This window comes from Pseudomonas sp. NPDC087336 (genome assembly GCF_044744285.1).
Classification (GTDB): Bacteria; Pseudomonadota; Gammaproteobacteria; order Pseudomonadales; family Pseudomonadaceae; genus Aquipseudomonas.
Genome location: NZ_JBIUYA010000023.1, coordinates 21880 through 44234, shown reverse-complemented (window position 1 = coordinate 44234; position 22355 = coordinate 21880). Strand labels below are relative to the sequence as shown.

Genomic DNA, 22355 nt, shown 5'->3' with positions numbered 1-22355 from the left:
TAAAAACTGACATCCAGGTTCAGTCACGGCTTGCACCTTCGAGCATCGACAGTGAATCACTGAAGACTCGCAACAAGGCTGCAAGCCGTTTTACGTATGTCTGTGGCGCTGCATAGATGAGCTCCACATGCAGACTGTCGACGATGCCAAGATACGCGTCGCAGAACACCTCAAGTTGCTCGGGATGAGCCGCCGGCCATGTGTACCGGTCCCGCGTTGCGCGTTGAAAATACTGACGAATCTGCGCCAGGTAAGCCTCGAATCCAAGCGTGATGACGGCACGGATATCTGCTGGAGGAAAGTAGGCGGTGCGCAATAGAAATCGCAGGTGTGCCGATGCTTCATAGCGTCCAATCAAACACTCGACGTGCAGTTGACCGGGAACTCCCGCGCGCCCGCCCTCTTCTTCAAAGCAAGCCGCGACATACTGCTGTTCATGCCCGAGTGCAATCTTGAACACCCTCTCGAACAAGGCATCCTTGCTGCTGAAATGCGCGTAAAGCGATGCCTTTCGCATGCCGGCCATGACGGCGATCTCGTTGAGGGATGAAGCGTCGTAACCATGATCGGCAAAATGTTCGACAGCGACAGCGCAAATGTTGGCGGCCGAAGGGGTGAGTGGCTTCATGTCGCAGGATTCCCTGACATCGACCAGCGCATGAGAGATGACAAACTACGCATTGAATTGGTTACCGCTGGCTGAAGAAATCATGACCTTTCCTGGCGCTCGAAAACTTTATCCTGAACCCAATCGAACGCCAGTTAATTAATGCATTAACATTAATATCGAGTCGAATGCCGTAGAGACTTCACGACCTACGCCGCCCCCACCGCCTGCTGTAGATGCGTCGAGCGAAAATCCTTGGGCGACAGCTCAAACTGTTTCTTGAACGACCGGCTGAAATGCGCGGAATCGGTAAAACCCCACTTGTAGGCGATAGAGGTGATCGACTCGCTTTTGAGAAACGGATTAGTCAAATCATCAGCGCTGCGTTTGAGCCGCGCGCGCTGAATGTAACGGCAGACACTGTCGTCCTGCTCTTCAAACAGCCGATACAAATGTCGAACGGAAATGTTCAATCGACTGGCCAGACCCACGGGGCTCAGGCCAGGCTGAGTCAGGGACTCATCGATGACCTTCTGAACGTAGCTGCGCAGATTGTTACCCTGCAAGGACGCACTGCTGTCACCCAGCGCGCTGTCCGTTTCGAATGCGGAACCCAGCAACGAAACGAAAGCCGATTGCAGGGCCTCTCCTTCTCCAGAGGAATCCTGGCCGTCCAGCCCCTCCCGGCACAGTTGGTCCATCAACACATGGAGCATCCGCCCACAGGCCTTGCTGGAAGAAATCTTGCCGAAGGTTTTCGACCCGCCTCCCAGCTGCTTGCACACCTCATTGCGTGACAGTGACAGGGAGGCATGTTCGATTAGCCCGAAAGGGCTTATCTCGATCGAGCCGGTCGAGTCCATGAGCAACATATCGCCCGGAGCCAGCTGGATGACCTGGCCGTTCTGTGCGATCTGACAATAGCCACTACGCTGGCTCACAAGAAAGCAATGCTGGTCATTATCGTGATCGGCGTTGGGCCGTTCGCGCTTGATCGAACCTGCATTGGTGCGCAGGTTTGCCAGGGAGAGACGGTCCTGGGACCGCTTGGAAACCTCGCCGATGAAAAGCGATCGGTTGTAGGCCAATTCAGTATCGAAATGACCGCACGCCGCTCGCAGATCACGCGTCCAGGTTTCCAATCCATATTGCGTAGACTCATTGATGCTCATGGTATCTCCACAATGGCTTATTGTTTTTGTTGTGCGATAGTTAACATGTTATCTATATGTGCGCAACAAGTACAGGGGCCGATTGCAGAGGCATTAATGATGCCAAATCTCAAATTAGAGCGTGCGTAATGTGCATTGCAGGCCCATCAGAACATTCAACAGCACATCGCGCTGCACGCCGCTCAAGGTGATGTAACGCCGGAATGACGGCATCCGGTTGACCACCTCACTACCGCCCATATGCTCCAATCGAACGCGCCATTCATGCCCGTCCAGAGTGAGTTGCAGGCGCTTGAAATCCAGCGACATCAGCGATTGATGCAACACTGGGTCTTCTTGCAACCGAGCCTGGAGCCTGGTCAGCAACTCAGGTGCTCCCGTGCGTTGTTTACACACCAGCCCTGTCCGCCGAATTGACCCGCTGTGGTGCAGATCAAAGTGGGCACTGCCCTGCTCCGAGGCAGGCACCCTCACAGAAAACTCAGTCATCACCAGATGCATCAGTAGCTGGGATTCCGTGCGCTCGACAACGTCGACCTGAAGGTGGCTCTCACCGAGAAAAAACACTGCCTCGGCCGGGCCCGTGGAAGCAAAACTCGCCACCCCCAGATTGCGCCGCAGGTACTCAAGCGTTACCCCGGGCCTGTAGCCGTTCGGAGCACGTCGTGCGCTGAATGATTCAGACAGTTTTTGCAGCATGGTCGAGATAACTGTTGTGAGGGTTGCCAGGCTCATGGGAAAACTCCTTGGCCAGCACTTCTTCAACGATAGCCGGCTTGAATGGATTGACTTTCTGCACCACCAACGTCCAGAACAGCGCATAGGCAGCCGCAATGCCGAGCATCACCCCGAAAGGCACATAAATATCGGCAGGGTTCATTCCAGGCGGCGTGATGAACCACATGCCCAGCAAGATGCCAGCACTGGAAAGAATCTGCGGCAATGGGAAGAACGGCGAGCGATAGGCCCGTGGCAGATCAGGACGGCGAATCCGCAGGCTCACCACCGACAGCGTCACCAGCAGATAGGCAAAACTCCACGCGCAGACCGCGGCCAATACCAGGTTCATGATGTTGTCGGTATTGCCACCCAACCAAAAGGCGTACAAGCAGGGAATCAGCATCGCCACCAGAATGCACAGCAACGGCGTCTTGAAGCGTGGGTGCAAATAGGTGAACACCTTGGGCAACGCACCGTCCACTGCCATGCCGTAGAGAATTCTTGGTACACCCGCCATCAGCGTATTGATGGTCGCTGCGCCTGCAAACAGAAAACCGATGCCCAGCCACAACGGACCAACATGTCCCATGACTTGCTCAGCAAATTTCGGAATGGCCATGGGGGTGTCGAGCAGATGCACGCCCGAGGCGGCATCCAGTAGTACGTTCTCGACCTGACGCTTCATCGCGGCGCCATAGATGAACATGCAGGTAGCAACGCTCAACAATCCCAGAATCATGGCCTTGGGCATAACCTTGGCCGAATTGCGCAAGTCCGGCGCCAACGGGGTGACGAACTCGCAACCGACGAACATGAACATCGCCATGCCCACCAGCGACAGGATCGTGATCAGGTCAGTGCCCACCAGCGACACTCCGAACCAGCCATCCAGTTGCACCGCCGGTGCGGCGATCAAACCCAGTACCCCGAACACCATCAACGTGGTCCACATGCCGAAGGTCAGAATGATCTCCGCCCTGCCGAAGGCGCTGACGCCGAAGGCATTGAGAATCGCGAACACAACGACGAACCCGACGCCGAGCAACCAGGAACCACCGGCAGATTCAGCCAATGTATTGAGGTGCTCGAAGTTCACCAGCGCCATGACCCCGGACAGAATGGTTTCAGCGGTGCCCGCAAACACATGCACGATCAGGTATGCCGACAACGTGCCGGTGATCGCGAAGAAACGCCCCAGACCGCAATTGATGTAGTCATAAACCGAGCCGGTGGTCGGCAGGATCGAGGCCGCTTCAGCGAAGGTGGTTGCCTGGGCCAGCATCATGACCACCGCGATCAGCATGGCCACCGCAAAAGCGCTGCCGCCAATCCCAAAACCCATCGTGGCCGTGAGAATGACCGGGCTGGCCATGATCAGGCCAATGGTGCTGGCTAACGCGGTGGGAAAACCAACGCTACCTCGTTTCAGGTGCTCTGTGAGCCTGTCATTGATCGACATGGTGCGGATCCTCAAAAGCGGATTTCTTAGTGGAATTATTAAGCCGTTCAAGGAGCCGGCGATAAAGCCTTCCCCAGCCGGTCCCTGATCGAAACGGCTTCGTGTGCGGAATCACTTTGCGCCCCTCTCACCCTCATCGTCTTGCCCATGTCTGCCGACGGTTTTGTTGCTGCCTGCCAAGGCGTATTGCCTGGCTGACAGGGTCAATTCTGTGGCACGCAGGTGAAAGACTTGGTCCTTTTACGGTTGCCCTAATGCGCCCTCGACCATTTGGCTGTCCAACAATACTGGGGAACGTAACAATGGAGCACATGCGTAAAACACGATCACTGCCCGCCGCTGTCAGCTTGGGTGCTGCACTCCTGATCACACACTCATCAGCCAATGCCTACGAGTTCTACGCCGACAATGACACCAAGGTGACCGGTAATTTTCTGGCTGTTTACGGGTTGTTCAACAGCCGCAAAAACTATGACGGCACCCCCGGCGGTTCCAGTTGGCGCGAAGGTTTCATCAAGTATGGACTGAGTGTTGATCAAACACTGGGAAGCGCTGGCAGCGTATATGGCACGGCAAATCTGGTCAGTTCCGGCACGTGGGGGGACGGCGATGCAGCGGGAATAACCGACGGTACAGAACGCACCACGAAATTCGATGAAGCGTTTGCGGGATGGCGCTCAGGCGAACTTTTTCCGGTCCTGGGAAAGGATGGCGTTGACCTGTCGTTCGGCCGCCAGGTCATTACGCTGGGCGACGGTTTCATCATCAACGACGACGGCCTGAATTTTGGCAAGGGGCCCGCCGACGGCAAGCTCAATCGCGGAGGCGCTTATTACCTGGCTGCTCGCCATGCATTCGATGAGACTGCCGTTGTTCGTCTGGGGGGCAAGGACGGAGTACACGGCAGCATGATGTGGATGAAGTCCGACAATCGCTCCCAAGCCAACACCGAAATGGCCGCGGGAACCCTGGAGTACACAGCGGAACCGGGTACTCTGGGCCTGACTTACATTCACGGCATCGACGTCGATGACCGCTTCGCCAGCGACCTCCAGAAGCAGCGTGACGGCATGAATATCTACAGCCTGCGCGGAGCGGGTAATGCCGGCATCGAACACGCACATTTTTCCTTCGAATATGCCTGGCAGGATAAAGACGCCGGGCCGGAAAAAGCCTGGTACACCGAAGCCGGCTACACCTTCGCCGACCTGCCCTGGTCGCCCGACGTCACTTACCGCTACAGCCGGTATTCGAAAGACTGGGATTCGATGTTCAACGGATTCAGTCGTGGCTATGGCACCTGGTTCCAGGGTGAGGTCGCCGCTAACTACTCAGGTCCTTTCAATACCAATACGTCAGTCCAGCATGTGGCATTGAAGGTTAAACCGGTCGAATCGGTCACTGTCGGCGCACTGTTCTTCGACTACAAGACCCTGCACAAGAGCGACGCACTGGACCTTGATGGTCGCGAACTGGATCTGTACGCCGAATGGGCCGCGAGCGAACACCTGATCGTCACGCCACTGCTCGGTTTGTATAAACCTGATAAAGATGAAACCAATGGTGGTAACCAGGTGGGTGGCAATGGCACCAACGTTTACAGCCAGCTAACCGTGGCCGTACCGTTCTGAAGCCCTCAGGAGCTGCACTGCACAGCTCCTGAACCAAATTACTGTTTGTGTTCAAGCAACATGGTCGGAATCCGATGCGTGGCCTGGCGGGTACTTTGCGCCAGCTTTCGGACTTCATCGGCCACAACGGAAAACCCACGCCCGACTTCTCCCGCCCTTGCAGCCTCGATCGCAGCGTTCAGAGACAGCAGGTTCGTCTGGTCCGCAATGCCTTTGATGACACTCACTACGGTTGCGATTTGCCCGTAGGTCGCCTGATTCTGCTCAAGCAACTGTTGATGAGTCGTCCTGACTGACTGCTCATCGCTGATGTCGCGCACCGCGCCGATCACCCGGGTCAATCGCCCCCGCTCATCTCGGACCGCTCGACCACGCTCTCGACACCAGATGTAGTCACGCGTCTTGTGGCGCATCCGATATTCAAAGACATACTCGCCGCTGCCATGGGTCGCAAGGATCTCCCGATCGAAGATTGCCATGATCTTCGGCAGATCGTCGGGATGAGTGATGTTGACTTGAGCATCCCAGCCATCGGGCAGCTCATGTGCGGCATAGCCCATGAGCAGGCGGAACTGATTAAAAATCCGCATCCGACTGGCGGGATCCTGAATGTCGCCGTTAACCACTGTGATGTCCCAGCAGCCCTCGGTGAGGGTTGACTGCAACAGTTCCCATATCTGCGCCTCCTGCTGATGCTGACGTGATAGCAGAACGTGCTGTCTCAACTCGGCCTCAAGTGCATCCTCGCGTTGCCGGCTCTGCTCAATTTTCTGGCCAAACGCTTCAAGCGCTTGCTGTGCATGCTGCAACTGAGCGATCTGGTACCCGGCTAATTCCTCTGCCACAAGAAGGCGTTGGTTGGCCTGCGCTCTTTGCTGCGCGAGCTGTTCCAGACACGCCTGAACCTGCGGATAGGCGTGAAGCGCCTGTGCCTCAAGCGCCTCATCGGCCAGCAATCGCGCCAAGATCTCAGCCAGTTGCTGCATCGGTATATTTTTCTTGAAGAACATCAGTCTGTCCTTTGCTTTACGAGTCGACACTCAGGATCTGATAGCAAACCGATGCAGATTGCTTGTAAGAGACTGCTGAGCCTTTTGCTTCTGTCTGCCATAAACAAACAAAGCCCAGTTGCGTTTGAGCGACCGCCAATACCCAGCCGTCAGACGTACGGGCCATCGTGCATCTGTAGGATAGCGACCCGATCTGAAACCACCGATACTCATCCTCAGGCCCTGCCCACGTCCAAACAACGTTCCGGTCCTTAATGACTTCGTGACGAAAACAATAAAAATGTCGCACAGAGGTACTTACGAATGAGCCGTCATGATCATGGTCACGCCAGCCTCCTGGGTGCGTTCAGCGCGATAACACTGGAGCTTCAGCGCCTGGCGCAAAACAAGGACATCGAGCATTTTCACCACACTGCACTGAGCTGCATGAGCCAGCTATTGCCCTTCGACAGTGCCTGGTGGGGTCGTGCGGCGCTGATTGACGGGTTGCCTGAAGAACACAACTCCTACCTCTACAATTTGCCCCCCAGTTACCTGGCGGACTGGCAATCGATTCGCCATACCGACGTGACCATCGGCAAGGTCCACGACAACCCGGGACAAGCAGTCATCGTCGACATGCGCAACCCCTCCAACGGTCCCGGGCTCAACTGGCTCGGCGAGTCCTATGGCATTGGCCAATTGCTGTGCGTTGTGTACGTCGACTCGCAAACCCACCTCACCGATCACCTCGCTGTGTATCGAGCTCCCGAGGCAGCGCGCTTTACCGATCAGGATTGCGTGTTGCTGAACAATCTCATGCTTCATCTGGTGGCGGCGGTATCGGCCAATCAGATCCGCACCCTGGTGGCCATGCGCGAAACGCTCACCAGCCCGCGCAATCTGGCGCTCGCCGTCTGTGACCAGCGCGGCACACTGCACTGCGCAGAACGTGGCTTCGTCGATTTGCTGCTAAGCGAGTGGCCGGACTGGACCGGCCCTTGCCTGCCGGTGGCGATGGACGCCCAGGGGTATGAAGGCAAGCACTTGCAGGTCGAGGCCTCGGCGGTCGGTGATCTGTTCCTGCTGGCAGCCCGCAGCCGCACGGTGCTGGTGCAATTGAGTCCACGGGAAAACGACGTGGCTCAGGGCTTCGGCGAGGGCAAGACCTAAAAGGAAATCGCCCGCGATCTGGGCATGTCACCCAATACCGTGCGACACCACATCCGCGCCATCTACAGCAAGCTCGGGGTCAAGGACAAAGCCCGAATTGCCCATCTGCTGCACACCGCACCTGACTGATCTGCACCGCTGACTCGCGCTGACTTTTCGCTGTTTTTTTGACAGCCACGGGACGCTTTTGCCCTTTTTTTGCCCCTCTGCCCATTACAGGTGATCCGTTCGCCGCACAACAATTCAAAGAAGAGACGCAATGCCCATGGCCAAAACCTACACCCGCAACACCGCACTGGCCCTCATCAGTGCTCTATCGAGCCTGCACGCCAGCGCTGCCGACCTCAACGCCCGGGATTTCTTTAGTGCCCCTTCGGGCACCGCACTGGGCGTGCTGTATTTGCCGGCAAGCCGCGCCAACGATTTCCACGGCCCCGCCGACAGCACCGGCAAGGCCGACCTGAAAGTCAACGCAGTGGCTTATCGCCAGGTATTTTTCACCGACATCTGCGGCACCCTCTGCACCCCACAGTTCATCGTGCCCTACGCCGACATCGACGCCCGCCTGCCGGGCGCCAGCCTGCACACTGGAGAAAGTGGATTCGGTGATCCTCAGGTCGGCGGCACGCTGTTCTTCATCAACGACCCCGCCTCGCGCACCTACAGTGGATTGCTGACCCTGATTACCCTGCCGCTGGGCGAGTACCACGGCGAAAATCCGGACGTATCGCCCGGTGCCAATCGCTGGGGCACCACCTTCGTTTACAACTACACCCAGGGTATCGGTGAAAAATGGGTGCTGGAAGCCAACCTTGAAGCGCAGCTCTATGGCAAGAACGACGACTACTTCGGCAACGACCTGAATCAGGACCCACTGTATCGCCTGCAAGCCTTTGCCTCCTACGACTTCACGCCAAGCACCTATGGTGCTTTGCGACTGATCCACGCCGATGGCGGTGAGTTGCGCATTAATGACCAGCGCATCGACAACACCCACAAACGCTACACCCAGGTGGGTTTCGAAGTCGGTCATTGGCTCGATAGACAGAATCAGTTGATGTTCAGCCTCTCGCAGAACGTCGCCACCGACAACGGCTATCAAGGCACCGACGCGCTGCTGCGTCTGGTCCATGTGTTCTGAATTCATTCATCGGAGTTTGACTATGAACACCCAGACCAAACCACTGACCAGTCACCGGTCACTCGCTTCATCGCAACTGGCATTGCTGGCAGCCATTGTACTGTTCGCCGCCATCACCCCGACCATCCTCATGACCGCACCGGCAGTGGCGGCGCAACTGGCGACTCAATGGCAGTTGAGCCCGTCACAGATCGGCGATCTGTTCTCCACTGAACTGGGCGCCATGAGCATGGCCACCCTGCCCGCTCTCTGGTGGCTCAAGCGTGTAGACTGGCGTCGAGCCGCATTGGTGGCCGGGGTTATGTTTATTACAGCCAACCTGCTTTCGATGCTTGCCCACGATTATTCGATGCTTCTGGCATTGCGCTTCTGCAGCGCCCTGGCCGGCGGTTCATTGATGATCATCTGTCTGTCCAGCGCGGCCTCGACGTCCAATCCCGGTCGCGTCTATGGCTTATGGGTGATGGGGCAACTGGTGGTCGGGGCGATTGGTTTGAGCATCCTGCCACGCCTGTTCGAACACTACGGGCTGTCAGCCTGCTACTTGATCCTCGCCGGGTTGATGACGTTTTTTTTGCCACTTGCCCGTTACTTTCCCCAGGGCAGCCCACCGGTTGACCAAGCCGCTGAGCGAGTAACCCTCGCCTCGAAGTGGAAGGCCGCACTGGGCATTCTTGGCATCCTGAGTTTTTACATAAGCCTGAGCGGCATCTGGACCTTTATCGGTTCCATCAGCAAACATGCCGGTCTCTCTGCCGAGTCCAGCGGCGAAATTCTTGCCATCGCCACGATTATGGGAATTGTCGGTGCCGGTTGTGCCTCGCTGGTCGGCAATCGTCTGCCACGCCTACTGTTGTTGCTGCTGGGGTACGGGCTGATGGCAGGCTCGGTGCTGTTGTTGCTGGGACAACCCGAAATGCTGCGTTTTGCGTTGGCCGCACTGCTATTCAAGTTCACCTGGACCTTCATTCTGCCGTTGATTCTGGCCTGCCTGGCCGACCTCGACCGTTCCGGAAAACTGATGAATGCCTCCAACCTGGTGATCGGTGGCGGCCTCGCCATCGGTCCGACAGTGGCTGGCCGCCTGATCGAAGCCAGCGGCGGTTTCCAATCGTTGCTCATCGGAGGGGCCTGCATCACCTTGCTGTCCCTAGTGTTGATTCTGAGCTGCCGCACCAGCGCGTGAGCAGCCCTTTTACCCTAAAGAAAATGGAAACGACAATGAGCCGAAAAAGTGCATTTTTCTTCGACGAACTCAGCCTTTGGCACAGCGCCGGGCTGCACGCCTTGACCTTGCCAGTGGGAGGTTGGGTGCAACCGCCTGCTGCTGCCGGCCACGCCGAATCCCCGGAAACCAAACGCCGGCTCAAGAGCCTGCTGGACGTTTCCGGCCTGACCCGACACCTGCAGGTACAAAGCGCCAATGCGGCAACACATGAGGACCTGCTGCGGGTTCATACGCCTGAGTACCTGCAACGCTTCAAAGCCATGAGCGATGCCGGGGGCGGCGAGTTGGGGCCGAACGCGCCCATCGGGCCCGGCAGTTATGAAATAGCCAGGCTCTCCGCCGGCCTGGCCATGGCAGCGGTCGATGCCGTACTGTCCGGCGCGGTCGACAATGCCTATTCCCTATCACGCCCACCGGGCCACCACTGCCTCGCCGACAGCGCCATGGGCTTCTGCTTCCTGGCCAATATCGCCATCGCCATTGAGGCCGCTAAAGCTCAACGTGGCCTGGGCAAAGTCGCGGTGATCGACTGGGATGTGCACCACGGCAACGGCACGCAATCAATCTTCGAAGAACGTGGTGATGTGCTGACCATTTCGCTGCATCAAGACGGCTGTTTCCCTGCCGGTTACAGCGGTGAAGCCGATCGCGGCCGCGGCGCTGGATTGGGAGCGAATATTAATATTCCGTTGCCCCCTGGCAGCGGTCATGAGGCTTATCTCTATGCGATGCAGCGCATCGTGATTCCGGCGCTGGAGCGTTTCGAGCCAGAGTTGATCATCATCGCCTGCGGTTATGACGCCAACGCAGTCGACCCGCTGGCCCGGATGCTGTTGCACAGTGACTCGTTCCGGCAAATGACCCGTTGTATGCGCGAAGCCGCCGAGCGTCTGTGTCAAGGCCGTCTCGTTCTAGTGCATGAAGGCGGGTATTCCGAAGCGTATGTGCCATTTTGCGGGTTAGCGGCGATTGAGGAACTGGCGGGCGTCAGGACTGAAGTCGCAGATCCCATGTTGGAATTTGTGCAGATGCAGCAACCGAAAGAGGCGCTTGCGGCGTTTCAGCGGCACTTGATCGATGAGTTGGCCGAAGCACGCTGAGCCTTGGCGCTGACAACGATGCGGGGCAGTTCCACCGCCCGAGCGTGACGCAAAAAAAACCGATGCTGTGACAGACATCGGTTTTTTATTGTTTGCCGCCAAAGATCAAAGGTGATTGGGATGGCAATCAGCAGTTGCTGATCAGTCGTTTCAACACGGTCTTGAACGTTTCGATCTGCGTCTCGCTGAATTCGGCAAAGACTTTCTCTTGTTGCGCCTGAGCGATTGCCCAAAGGTCTTCGGTCTGCTCGATACCGGCAGCCGTCAGATGTACACCGTTGGCATCGTCGTTCACCAGTCCCTTGCGTTTGAGGTTGGCTACGGCCTCATCGATTTCCCGAACAGGCATTGCCACCTCCCGCAACAGATCGTTGGGGCTCAGCCTGGCGTCACTTTCCAGCACCATCAACATCCGCGCCTCACTGGTACGCAGACCGGTGGACAACTGCCGGGGTTGATAGCTGGACTGGTAAGCCCGCACTGCCTGGGTCATCAGATAGTACAAGTTGTGGCTTAGGCGACCCTGGAAATGACTGCTCGGCGGCTGGCTTTCATCGCGCTTGGTCATGCGGGTATGAGGCAAGACCATGGAGTAAGCGCCCTGGTGATACAGCAATGGCGAGCGACCGAAATCGTCGAAGGCCACCACCTTGCCGATCATGATCCAATGGTCGCCACCGTCCACCTGCTGGTACTTCTCGCAGTGAAACCGCGCCGAACAATCGGCGAATACCGGCGAGCCGCCTTCCCCTGATTCGTACTCAATCTCGGCGAAGCGGTCTTCCTTGGGGCGGGCGAAATTGTTGGACAGATCAATCTGGTCTGCCGCCAGTACGTTGACCGCAAAATGGCTGGCCTGCTCGAACACCTCGTGACTGTTGGAGCGTTTGTCGATACTCCACAACACAAGAGGCGGATCGAGTGACACCGAGTTGAAGCTGTTGGCGGTCACTCCGACTTTGCGCCCGGACGCTGTGGCGGCCGTCACCACGGTCACGCCAGTGGCAAAGTTGCCCAATGCCCGGCGAAATGCCCGTGGGTCGAAAGTGGTTTCATTGGCTGCGCAAGCGCTGTTATCAGACATGCAAGTCTCCCGGACTGCTTGCGTGAGCAGTCCTGATTGTTGTTATGAGAGGTGGGCTCAGATCATGCTCGGATCAGGTTCCAGACCCATCAGTTCACGGCCGAGGATTTGCGCACAGACGTCATAGTCGGTGTAGGCATGCGCACCCGTCATGTGCGAATCACGGAACAGTCGCTGCATCTCGTTCTGTTCAAACCAGGCGTTACCACCAGCAGCTTCGAACAAACGGTCCACGGCCTGGATGCACATTTTGGTGGCATAGGCCTGATTGGTGCGCCAGAACGCCAGGGTCTCGCGGCTCGGATAGCGTTGCTGCTCACTGTGTTCGGCGTGTTCCTGCCAGGTCTTCTCGAGAAAGGCCCGTGCAGCGGCCACTTGATGAGTCGACTCGGCCAGACGCATCAGCGCCGGCGTCGCCGCACCGACCGCCGCACCGGTGTACGCACGCACGCGGGTCTTGGTCTTTTCGCGGAACACTTCAAGCATCCGCTCGGCAACGCCCAGGCTCACGGTGGAAAAACCGCTGGCGAAGTAAGGTCGGTACGGCGAGTAGAAAATCTTGCTGTCCGGGTACAGACCGAAGCCTGCGGATTTGCCTTCCATCATGTCCTTGGCTTTCTGGATGCGGTGTTCCGGCACCCGCACATTGTCGATGATCAAGGTCTTGGTGCCGCTGCCTTTCATCCCGGCAGCGAACCAGTCATCACGGATCTGATAATCACTGCGCGGCAGTACCGCGAAGCAGTAATCCTGAGTGCCTTCAGCGTTCTTGCGGCGGAAACCGACGATCGCCCATTCGGCGTGATCGCAACCGCTGCTCCAGCCCATTTCGCCGCTGAACAGCACCCCTCCTTCAATTTCTTCGGTGCGCCCAAACGGCGCGATACTGCTGCTGGCCGTGGCGTCCGGGTCATCGCCCCAGACTTCGTGCTGCAGTTGGGCCGAGAACAGTGCCAGTTGATGGCTGTGGGTGCAGAGCAGACTCATGGCCCAGGCGGTGCTGGCGCAAGAGCCTGCGAGCAACGCAATACAGTCGGCAAATTGCGGCAGCGATATTTCCATTCCCCCGAACTTCTTCGGCTGAAAGGCCCGATGCATGCCGATGCTTTTGAGCAGCGCAATGTTCTCGTCGGGGACCTTGCGATCCTGTTCAGCCTTGAAGGCGTTGGCAGCGATGGCCGGCAGAATGGACTTGAGGTCTTCAAGGAGCGGATTTGGCTTTTTCATGGATGGCCCTGCTTATTATTGGATACCCGGCCAACTACCCGAACCGACAGGTAGCGCTGGATGCAGGGCCAGTATGGAGTGAGCCACGAGCCCAGAAAATGCACCTTCCAGAGTCAAGATTGTACTTTTCAAAGGCAATACACCAAGGCTTCGAATGGCTCTGGCAGTCACAGACATAGGCGTGGGCAGGCACAGTCAAGCCAGCCATGAGACCCATGGATTAGTCTCGGGGCTTTCTTTGTTCGCCATCAGGAAAATCCCATGAGCGATATCCCGCTGCTGCCCCGAGTTGAAGCATTCCTGAGTCGAAACCATGCGTTGTTCATCGACGGTGGCTACGTTCAGAGTCATTCCAGCCAGACACTGGAGGTGGTCAATCCAGCCACCGGCCAGGTCATCGCCCAAGTCGCCGACGCAGACACGGCCGATGTCGATGCTGCCGTCGAGTCAGCCCGCCGCGGCTTCAGGCAATGGTCCCAAGTCGCCCCGGCAATCCGTGGCAATGTGCTGCTGAAACTGGCCGACCTGCTGGAGCAGAACCGCGAAGAACTGGCGCAGATCGAAACCTGCCAGTCAGGCAAGATCATTCAGATTTCCCGGGCTTTCGAAGTCGACCAGGCCGCACACTTTCTGCGCTACTACGCTGGTTGGGCGACCAAGATCAGCGGCCAGACCATCACCCCGTCACTGCCCTCCTTTGCCGGCGAACGCTATACCGCTTTCACCCTGCGTGAACCGGTCGGGGTGGTAGTCGGTATCGTGCCGTGGAATTTCTCGACCATGATCGCCATCTGGAAACTGGCCTCGGCGCTGGTGACCGGCTGCAGCATCATCATCAAACCCAGTGAGTTCACGCCGTTGACCATCCTGCGGATTGCCGAACTGGCCATCGAAGCGGGTTTGCCTGCTGGCGCACTGAACGTTTTGACGGGGGGTGGTCTGGTGGGCAAAGGACTGGTCGAGCACCCGGGAACCGACAAGGTTTCATTTACCGGCTCCGTGCCCACCGGCATTGCCGTCGGCCGAAGTGCCATGGGCGCCGGATTGACCCGCGCAACGCTGGAACTGGGTGGGAAAAACTCTGCTGGCTTCCTGCGTGATGTGGATCTGGACAAGGCAGTCAATGGCATCATCGAAGCCGGTTTCCTGCACTCCGGGCAGATCTGTGCAGCCGCCGAGCGCTTCTTCGTACATCGTTCACAGATCGACCCGATCACGCAAAAACTCGCCCAACGCTTGAGCACGCTCAACATCGGTTCACCACTGGATGAGCGCACCGAATTCGGCCCGGTCACCAATCGCCAACATCAACTGAAACTCGGCGAGTTCTTCGCCAGGGCCCGCGCCGAAAACAACACCATCATTCACGGTGGCAACCTGATCGACGGCCCGGGCTGCTACGTTGAACCGACGGTGATTCTCGCCAACAGCGTCAACGACACGCTGCTCAACGAGGAAACGTTCGGCCCGATTGCGACCTTCTTCCCTTACGACAGCGAAGAAGAACTGCTGGAGCTGATGAACAACACGCCTTACGGCTTGAGTGCCAGCCTATGGACCAACGACCTGAGCAAAGCCCTGCGCATAGTGCCTGCGATCAACGCCGGGACGGTGTGGGTGAACATGCACACGATGCTTGATCCGGCAGTGCCCTTCGGAGGTAACAAATCCTCGGGCGTAGGTCGCGAGTTTGGCAGTGCGTTTATTGATGACTACACCGAACTGAAGTCAGTGATGATTCGCTACTGATAGCGATCAAATCGACAGTGGCCGGGTCCAGCAAGGCCTGGTTCACTTCACACCAGACATGACCGTGTTTTCGTGGACTGAACGGTCATGGGGCTGCCTTTCGACAACTCGGACAATACAGGGTTGGAATTCCTGCTCTCCAGCAGAGAATCCCATTAACTTCAGATGCCTACCTGACTGATGAATTTGGTGGTCAGATAGGCATCCAGACCTTCAGTCCCGCCCTCACTGCCGTGACCGCTGGCCTTGATGCCGCCGAACGGCGTTTCCGGCAGGGCCAAACCAAAGTGGTTGATCGAAACAATTCCTGCTTGCAGACGATTAACCTAACGCAACGGCCGATGCATCGCTTGCTGAGCTTTTGGGTAGGTGAATCGTTTAGGGTTATTTAGACATCCAACTGACTGTTTCTGGCCGATTTCTACCCGTCGCGAAGGGCAGAAATCGGCCGATTCTGTTGAAAAAGTCGGCCATCGTTTCCACGGTAAAAAAATACGCGCTTGAGATTGAAATCTTTACTTTCAGCAGAGGATTTCGGGCTCAGATTTCGCGTAGCAGTGCGCAAAGAACGCATTTTCAGCGGACAGTATGTGGGCGGTCTGGAAGAACCGACTTTTTCAACAGAATCGGCCAGGAACGGCAAAAATCGGCCTTGTCAGTCAGTCTCACGTGCCCACCCAATCAAGAACGAGTCAATCACTATTACCCGAAGGTGGCCCAGGTAAATCGAGAGTCACTTGATCTGATTCGACGGATAAAGACCGGCAAGCCGCGCTATCACAACGCCAACGTAGAAAACCCCTGAAAACTCTTCGACCATCACCAGTGAGCGGGCGTGGTTGGTCAACGGGAGAACATCACCGAAACCTGTGGTCGTGAGCGTGGTGAGGCTAAAGTAGATCAGTTTGAAGAAAGTGCCGGGCTGTCCGAAGTCGAGGTGGGCAGGGCCGAATGAGCCAGCGCTGGAGATTTCGACCAGGGCATAGACGAAGGACCAAACGAAGGCCAGCATGATGTAACCCGCAAGCGCGCCGTGCAGCTTGTCGGCGGTAATTGGCCCGCGCTTGAGAATATAGCGAAGCACTCCGGTGAACGAGACTGCAAGAGACGCCGCATAAACTATCCCGGCAAAGAAAAGAATCGCGATGCTTCCAGCCCACAATGCCGACCATTGAAGGCCAACCCCCAGCAACGCCAGGCCCAGCTTGAGGATGAACCCCCGCCGCGTCTGCCTGGTAGCGAAAGCGCCCACAAGCAGCACGATTGAAAACAGAGTGCCGAGCAACGTGCGAGCAACTATACCTTCCTCAAGAAAGGGAAACAGCAGGATCAATCCCAGTAAGAGCAGCAATAGATGGGTGCAGGGCCCTCGCCCTATGACCATCTGACCTAAATCCTCGTCGGATTCGGCTCTATCTTGCGGATTTGTCATAGATGTTTCCCATAGACCGAAACAACGCTCGAGACCTGTCGCTGCACGGTTGAAATCTGACTCGGCTTTAGGAGAGTCGGTAGTGAAACTCTAGTCGCGAATGCAAGTGAGCGGATTCAGGCCAACAGCCATGGGTTGTTTTCTCCGGGCAATCTTGTCATTTGCCAAGGCTTAGGGCAGGGTCGATACCACGGACATCTCTGCCAAACTTCTCTGCCAAAGGAGTCACTCCATGTCAAAGTTGTATCCCAGCATCGATCCCGAGGGGTTGCTCGAGTACTCGGTGGTCTACACCGACCGCTCGCTCAACCACATGTCGCAGTCGTTTCAAGGCGTGATGAAGAACATTTCCAGGACCCTGAAACAGGTCTACAACGCCCAGGCTGTTGCGGTGGTGCCGGGCAGTGGCACATTCGGCATGGAAGCGGTGGCGCGACAATTTGCCACCGACCAGCAATGCCTGGTGATACGCAACGGCTGGTTCAGTTATCGCTGGAGCCAGATCCTTGAGATGGGCGACATCCCCGCGGCCACTACGGTGCTGAAAGCCCGACCGGTCGACTCGGGTCGCCAGGCGGCCTACGCCCCTCCCCCTCTGGACGAAGTGCTGGCAGCCATTGCGGCTTCGAGGCCGCAGATTGTCTTCGCCCCCCATGTTGAAACCTCATCAGGGATTATCCTGCCCGACGAATACCTGCGGGCCATCGGCGACGCCGTGCATGCGGTGGGTGGCCTGTTCGTGCTGGACTGCATCGCCTCAGGCACGCTTTGGGTGGATATGCACAAATGCGCCGTCGACCTGCTGATCAGCGCACCGCAGAAAGGCTGGAGCGCCTCCCCTTGCTGCGCCCTGGTGATGTTCAGTTCCCTGGCCCTGGAGCGCATCGAGCAAACGCAGAGCAGCAGCTTCGCCTGCGACCTGAAAAAGTGGCTGCAAATCATGCAGGCCTACGAACAGGGCGGACATGCCTACCATGCGACCATGCCCTGCGATTCCCTCGCGCGGTTTAACGAAGTGATGAAAGAGACGCAAGCCTACGGTTTCGACAAGGTCCGCAACGAACAACAGGCGCTGGGCGATCGGGTGCGCGCAATGTTGACCGGCAAAGGCATCAAGAGCGTTGCCGCAGCCGGCTTTCAGGCCCCTGGCGTCGTGGTGAGCTACACCGATGATGCCGACATCAAGAGCGGCAAGAAATTTGCCGCCCACGGCCTGCAGATCGCCGCCGGAGTGCCGTTGCAATGCGACGAGCCGGCCGACTTCCAGACCTTCCGCATCGGTCTGTTCGGGCTCGAAAAGCTGCACAATATCGAGCGCACGGTCAGCACCCTCGAGCAGGCACTGGACGAGGTGATGGTGAACTAAGCCCTCACGCCGGCCCATGGCACTGATCTTCGACGGGCGCGTCCAAGCCACAGACGCGCCCGACGGTCTCTCCATTGACAGGATCAGTCGCGCAATCGGCGTTACTGCTTCGTCCCCGGCAGCAATTCAAAATCAGGAGTCAACGGAGTCATGGCCGCCATCAGCTGGGCGAACGGTTTGCGATCGCCTTCAAAGGTCGCCTTGCCGTCCGCGACCAACTGATCGAAGCTGACTTGCTTGGCCATCACACCTTCAAGCGCGGAGCGATCGAGGGTGAGGGTCAGGTCGGCGTTTTTTGCCTGCTGGCCCTTGATGCTGGTCAGCGTTGAATTGCTCAGCTCCACCACGAATTGCTCACCATTGTCCGGGGTCTTGAGGTTGAGGACGAAATGCAGATCCGCCACCTTGCTGCCATCCAGGCAGATGCCGAGATATTCGAGCCACAACTCGGTGCTCATGGCGCGGACAAAGTCCGCCCCGCCGGATTTTGGCGCCCGGCCCTGGGGCATGCCGTGGCGCAATTCATAGGCCGCCGCGAGGAAGCTGTTGCGCACGCCGGCACTTTCCTTCTGATAGCCCACCTGCTCATAGACGTCTGCCAGCAGATCCTTGGCCTGGCTGTTTTGCGGCTCGGCGTATACCAGTTTATTGAGGATTTCATAGGCTTCGCGGTATTTGCCCTGATCGAACAAGGTTTTGCCCTTGGCCATGATCTTGGCTGCGCCGCCCATCATTTCGACGTACAGCGGTGCCGAATCCTTCGGTGACAGCGGCATCAGCGTGGCCGGGTTGGCATCCCAGTAACCCAGGTAGCGGTTGATGACCGCGCGGCTGTTGTGTTCTTCCGAGCCGTGATAGCTGTGTGTCGCCCAGTTGTTCTTCAGGCTCTCGGGCAACTTGTAGACATTCTGGATCTCGTTGATGGTGACGCCCTGGTTCGCGGCGTGCAGGACGGCGTTGTTCAGGTTGGCATAGGCATCGCGTTGCGCGCGCATCACTTCCTGAATCCGTTCATTACCCCAACGCGGCCAATTGTGCGCGGCGAGCATCACATCAGCCTGCTGGCCGTAGCGATACAGGGCGTTGTTGATGTTCTTCGACCACACCAGCGGATCACGCACCAGGGCACCGCGCAGGGTATAGATGTTGTGGAGGGTGCCGGTGATGTTTTCGGCAGCCCAGAACGCCTTGAATTGGGGGAACCAGGTATTCATTTCCGACGGTGCTTCGGTGCCTGGCGTGTTCTGGAAGTCCATTTGTACGCCGTCGATCGTCAGGCTTTCGAAATCCTTTTCGACGTATCGATTAGGTGCGATCAGGCCCATGTTGCCGGCGGCGGCGTTTTTGCCGATCGCCATGTCGACATGACCGTAGGGACTGCGCGGCAACAGCAGGCCGTATTGAAAGAACGCGCGTCGGTTCATGGCGTTGCCGGCGTAAACGTTTTCCGCGACCGCATGCTCCATGAAACCCACGGGGGCGATCAGCGCGACCTTGCCGCTGCGTACGTCCGCTTCATCGACTACGCCGCGGACACCGCCAAAGTGGTCGGCATGGGAGTGGGAAATCACCACGGCCACGACCGGGCGCTTGCCCAGTTTCTCATTGATGAACTCCAGCGCCGCCCTGGCGGTTTCCTTTGAGGTCAGGGTGTCGAAAACTATCCAGCCGGTGTCTCCCTTGATGAACGTGATATTGGCCAGGTCAAAGCCGCGGATCTGATAGATCCTGTCCGGCACTACCTCGTACAGACCATAGGCCATGTTAAGCAAAGCCTGACGCTGCAGCGAAGGATTGACCGTGTCGAAGTCCTTGCCGTCGAGCAGGAAATCGTAGCTACCCATGTTCCAGGCGACGTTCCCCGCATCGGCCATGATCTTGTTGTAGGTCGGTGCTGCGATGAAGCCTTTCTTGGCTTCCTCGAAATCGCGCTTGTCTGCAAAAGGCAGCGTCTCGCGTACGCCCTTCTGATATTCGATGGTGTAGGTCGACGGCGGCTTGCCCTTGTTATCGAAATGCTCAATCGCGGCCGGCACGGCAGTTGTCTGAGCAGCAAAAATGCCGGGGTTGAAGCCCGTGGACAGTGCGGCGGCCAGCGCGCAACTGAGGGTCTTGTTGTTCATGAAATGTTCCTTCGCCAGAGTGTCGAGTGCCTTTGATGGCGCGGGCTTTTTCTTACTCGTCTTGACCCGCCCGGCAAGGAATAGCATATTCATTTGATTACGAAAAATTCCGTTTTACTCAATATCGATAATATAAAGGTTATGACATGACCCCGCGCCGCTTACGCCAGTTCCTGGCGCTGATCGAACATGCACACTTTGGTCAGGCCGCCAAAGCGTTGGGCGTTTCGCAACCGGCACTCAGTAAAAGTATCCAGCTGCTTGAGCAGGAGCTCGGGGTTACGCTGTTCGATCGACGTTCCGATGGCGTGACCCTGACGGCGTTCGGTCAGGTGCTGCAGGGCAAAAGCCAGCGCTTGTTGATGGCCGAAGAGGACCTTCGGCGGGACATCGCCCTGCTGGCGGTTGGCGACATCGGCACACTCAAGGTGGCCTTGGGGCCGTACCCCAGTGTGATCAGCGGCTATCGCGCCATTGCCCGGTTGCACGCCCGCCATCCAAACCTCAAGGTGACGGCCCATGTCGCCGGCTGGCGAGAGGTTGCGCAGCAGGTCGCCAGCGGTGTGGTGGATCTGGGGATCGCTGAAATCAGCGCCTTGCAAGGCGAAAAAGAATTCAATTGCGAGCTAGTGGGTGAGCATCAGGGGCGTCTGTTTTGCCGGCCCGGCCATCCGCTGCTTGCGCAACGCTCCCTGAAGCGGGCGCAAGCACTCGATTATCCTTGGGTGGCGTCGCGTATTCCGTCCCGCCTGGCCGGCCTTCTGCCGCGCGCGGCGTCAGGCTGCGCCGGCGCCTATGACACTGTGACTGGCGATTTCGTGCCGGCGATTGAAATTGACGTGCCCATGCAGATTATTCAATTCGCGGCGAACAGCAATGCCCTGGCCGTCGGCACGTTGACGGCCTTTGAGCGCGAGTTGCTGGCGGGTGAAATCGTACCGCTGCCCATCCACGATCAGGCGTCGCACGCCCATTACGGTTTTATCTCGCTCAAGGAGCGCTCGCTGCCGCCCGCCGTGGAGGCCTACATGCACGAAGTGCGGGCGGTGGAAGAGGAAGTGACCCGGCGCGAACGGGAGCTGGCCGAGTTGACGATGAAGTAGCGCCAAATCAATAACTGAAGTCATGCCCCAACTCTTTTTGCATCCACTCCAGAAAACGCCTGACACGGGGAAAGGTCGAATGAGCACGGGGAAACACCAGGTGATGCGCGGTGATGGGCGCGCTCAGCGCAGGCGCCACCTCGACCAACGCACCGCGTGCCAGATAGTCCTGCGCCAGCAAGGTGCTTTCGAGGGCAAAACCAAGCCCGTGATTGGCGGCTTCCAGGGTCATGTAGGAACGGTCGAAGCTGAGGGTGTAGGGCTTTTCGGGGCGTGAAACACCGTGCTGGGCAAACAACTGTGGCCACTTGATCAGCGTCGCCTCCGACAGGATCAACTGGCTATCGAGCAAATCCGCAGCGGTGCGGATCGGGTGTTTTTCCAGCAACTTCGGGGAAGCCATGACCGCAATCCGTTCATTGCGAATCGTGCGTACCTCGTAGCTCGGCCAATTGGGCATGCCATGGCGGATGTCGACATCGATCTTGTCGCGACTGAAGTGCAGCGATTCATAAGAGCATGAAAGGTTGAGCTGGATATCCGGGTGACTTTCGCGAAACTGCTCAAGGCGCGGCATCAGCCACAGCAGGCCGAAACTGGGCGATGAGTGCAGCCGCAGGCAATCGAGGCTGACGTCGCTGGTGGCACGTTCGGTGGCCACGGCGAGGCTGTGCAGGATGCCGGAAACCTCCGTCAGGTATTGCTCGCCGACCGGCGTCAGGGTCACGCCCCTGGCGGTTCGGAAAAACAACTGACGCCCGATCATCGCCTCCAGTTTGGCCAGCTGGTGACTGACCGCCGAGGGTGTCAGGTCGAGCAATTCAGCGGCGCGAGCGACATTGCCGAAACGGGCTGTCTGCTCGAAGGCCTGAATGGCTTTCAGGGGTGGCAGTATCGCAGGTACATCGTCGGATGAGCGCATGATTGTTGTTATTCCGCTGCAAGTTACATAAACCGGGCGTTTCGCCATTCAATCATCCCGATACCGCGCTGGCGAGTGCTGAATTTTTTTCAGCACCCAGTGACGTTCGCGTTATTGCTCAAGGTCACC

General features: G+C 57.7%; 18 protein-coding genes and 1 pseudogene. 8 read left to right on the top strand and 11 right to left on the bottom strand.

Going from position 1 to position 22355, the window contains the following annotated elements; genetic code table 11:
* Positions 1-19 precede the first annotated feature (19 nt).
* The 4 genes from ACIO0C_RS21735 to ACIO0C_RS21720 all read right to left on the bottom strand — a co-directional run bounded on the left by ACIO0C_RS21735 (position 20) and on the right by ACIO0C_RS21720 (position 3958).
* Complete coding sequence (locus ACIO0C_RS21735; protein ID WP_401315123.1) at positions 20-628, bottom strand: TetR/AcrR family transcriptional regulator; 609 nt, start codon at positions 626-628, stop codon at positions 20-22.
* A 188-nt stretch (positions 629-816) separates the two neighbouring features.
* Complete coding sequence (gene feaR, locus ACIO0C_RS21730) at positions 817-1779, bottom strand: transcriptional regulator FeaR (protein ID WP_401315122.1); 963 nt, start codon at positions 1777-1779, stop codon at positions 817-819.
* 114 nt (positions 1780-1893) lie between these two features.
* Positions 1894-2514 (bottom strand): DUF3156 family protein, encoded by a 621-nt coding sequence (locus tag ACIO0C_RS21725; RefSeq protein ID WP_401315120.1) that lies wholly within the window; start codon positions 2512-2514, stop codon positions 1894-1896.
* Positions 2459-3958: an APC family permease gene (locus tag ACIO0C_RS21720; protein ID WP_401315118.1), complete on the bottom strand. Its 1500-nt coding sequence runs from the start codon at positions 3956-3958 to the stop codon at positions 2459-2461. The genes ACIO0C_RS21725 and ACIO0C_RS21720 overlap by 56 nt, the downstream gene beginning before the upstream one ends.
* Before the next feature lie 302 nt (positions 3959-4260).
* On the opposite strand from ACIO0C_RS21720, the gene ACIO0C_RS21715 reads away from it, so the two are divergent.
* On the top strand, positions 4261-5589 hold the full coding sequence (locus ACIO0C_RS21715) for an alginate export family protein (RefSeq protein WP_401315116.1): 1329 nt from the start codon (positions 4261-4263) through the stop codon (positions 5587-5589).
* 38 nt (positions 5590-5627) lie between these two features.
* Here the strand turns inward: ACIO0C_RS21715 and ACIO0C_RS21710 are convergent, their stop codons facing one another.
* Complete coding sequence (locus ACIO0C_RS21710; protein ID WP_401315114.1) at positions 5628-6599, bottom strand: methyl-accepting chemotaxis protein; 972 nt, start codon at positions 6597-6599, stop codon at positions 5628-5630.
* A gap of 303 nt (positions 6600-6902) precedes the next feature.
* On the opposite strand from ACIO0C_RS21710, the pseudogene ACIO0C_RS21705 reads away from it, so the two are divergent.
* The 4 genes and pseudogenes from ACIO0C_RS21705 (at position 6903) to ACIO0C_RS21690 (ending at position 11220) form a co-directional block, all read left to right on the top strand.
* Positions 6903-7880, top strand: a pseudogene (locus ACIO0C_RS21705) (LuxR C-terminal-related transcriptional regulator).
* Positions 7881-8010: 130 nt separating this feature from the next.
* Positions 8011-8892, top strand: coding sequence for a transporter (locus ACIO0C_RS21700; protein WP_401315113.1), 882 nt, complete (start codon positions 8011-8013; stop codon positions 8890-8892).
* A gap of 22 nt (positions 8893-8914) precedes the next feature.
* Positions 8915-10078 (top strand): MFS transporter, encoded by a 1164-nt coding sequence (locus tag ACIO0C_RS21695; protein ID WP_401315112.1) that lies wholly within the window; start codon positions 8915-8917, stop codon positions 10076-10078.
* 35 nt (positions 10079-10113) lie between these two features.
* On the top strand, positions 10114-11220 hold the full coding sequence (locus ACIO0C_RS21690; protein ID WP_401315110.1) for a class II histone deacetylase: 1107 nt from the start codon (positions 10114-10116) through the stop codon (positions 11218-11220).
* Positions 11221-11347: 127 nt separating this feature from the next.
* Here ACIO0C_RS21690 and ACIO0C_RS21685 read toward each other — a convergent pair whose 3' ends face one another.
* Together ACIO0C_RS21685 and ACIO0C_RS21680 are read right to left on the bottom strand one after the other, a co-directional pair.
* Positions 11348-12304 (bottom strand): p-hydroxyphenylacetate 3-hydroxylase reductase component, encoded by a 957-nt coding sequence (locus ACIO0C_RS21685; RefSeq protein ID WP_401315109.1) that lies wholly within the window; start codon positions 12302-12304, stop codon positions 11348-11350.
* 57 nt (positions 12305-12361) lie between these two features.
* Positions 12362-13531: a p-hydroxyphenylacetate 3-hydroxylase oxygenase component gene (locus tag ACIO0C_RS21680; RefSeq protein ID WP_401315107.1), complete on the bottom strand. Its 1170-nt coding sequence runs from the start codon at positions 13529-13531 to the stop codon at positions 12362-12364.
* Between the two features lie 261 nt (positions 13532-13792).
* Between ACIO0C_RS21680 and ACIO0C_RS21675 the strand changes: the two genes are divergently transcribed.
* A complete protein-coding gene (locus ACIO0C_RS21675) occupies positions 13793-15280 on the top strand; it encodes an aldehyde dehydrogenase family protein (RefSeq protein ID WP_401315106.1) in 1488 nt (495 codons plus the stop codon).
* Positions 15281-15441: 161 nt separating this feature from the next.
* On the opposite strand, the gene ACIO0C_RS21670 is transcribed toward ACIO0C_RS21675, so the two are convergent.
* Positions 15442-15597: an aldehyde dehydrogenase family protein gene (locus tag ACIO0C_RS21670; protein WP_401315210.1), complete on the bottom strand. Its 156-nt coding sequence runs from the start codon at positions 15595-15597 to the stop codon at positions 15442-15444.
* A 416-nt stretch (positions 15598-16013) separates the two neighbouring features.
* Complete coding sequence (locus ACIO0C_RS21665; RefSeq protein WP_401315104.1) at positions 16014-16712, bottom strand: ion channel; 699 nt, start codon at positions 16710-16712, stop codon at positions 16014-16016.
* Positions 16713-16944: 232 nt separating this feature from the next.
* Here ACIO0C_RS21665 and ACIO0C_RS21660 point away from each other — a divergent pair, with 232 nt between their 5' ends.
* Positions 16945-18078, top strand: coding sequence for an aminotransferase class V-fold PLP-dependent enzyme (locus tag ACIO0C_RS21660; protein WP_401315103.1), 1134 nt, complete (start codon positions 16945-16947; stop codon positions 18076-18078).
* 101 nt (positions 18079-18179) lie between these two features.
* Here ACIO0C_RS21660 and ACIO0C_RS21655 read toward each other — a convergent pair whose 3' ends face one another.
* Entirely contained in the window at positions 18180-20201 is a 2022-nt protein-coding gene (locus ACIO0C_RS21655; protein WP_401315102.1) for an alkyl/aryl-sulfatase, read from the bottom strand.
* 146 nt (positions 20202-20347) lie between these two features.
* Between ACIO0C_RS21655 and ACIO0C_RS21650 the strand changes: the two genes are divergently transcribed.
* Positions 20348-21304, top strand: coding sequence for a LysR family transcriptional regulator (locus ACIO0C_RS21650; protein ID WP_401315100.1), 957 nt, complete (start codon positions 20348-20350; stop codon positions 21302-21304).
* Between the two features lie 7 nt (positions 21305-21311).
* Here the strand turns inward: ACIO0C_RS21650 and ACIO0C_RS21645 are convergent, their stop codons facing one another.
* Positions 21312-22226 carry a LysR substrate-binding domain-containing protein gene (locus ACIO0C_RS21645; RefSeq protein WP_401315099.1) on the bottom strand — a complete coding sequence of 305 codons (915 nt, stop codon included), beginning with the start codon at positions 22224-22226 and terminating at the stop codon, positions 21312-21314.
* Between the last annotated feature and the right edge of the window lie 129 nt (positions 22227-22355).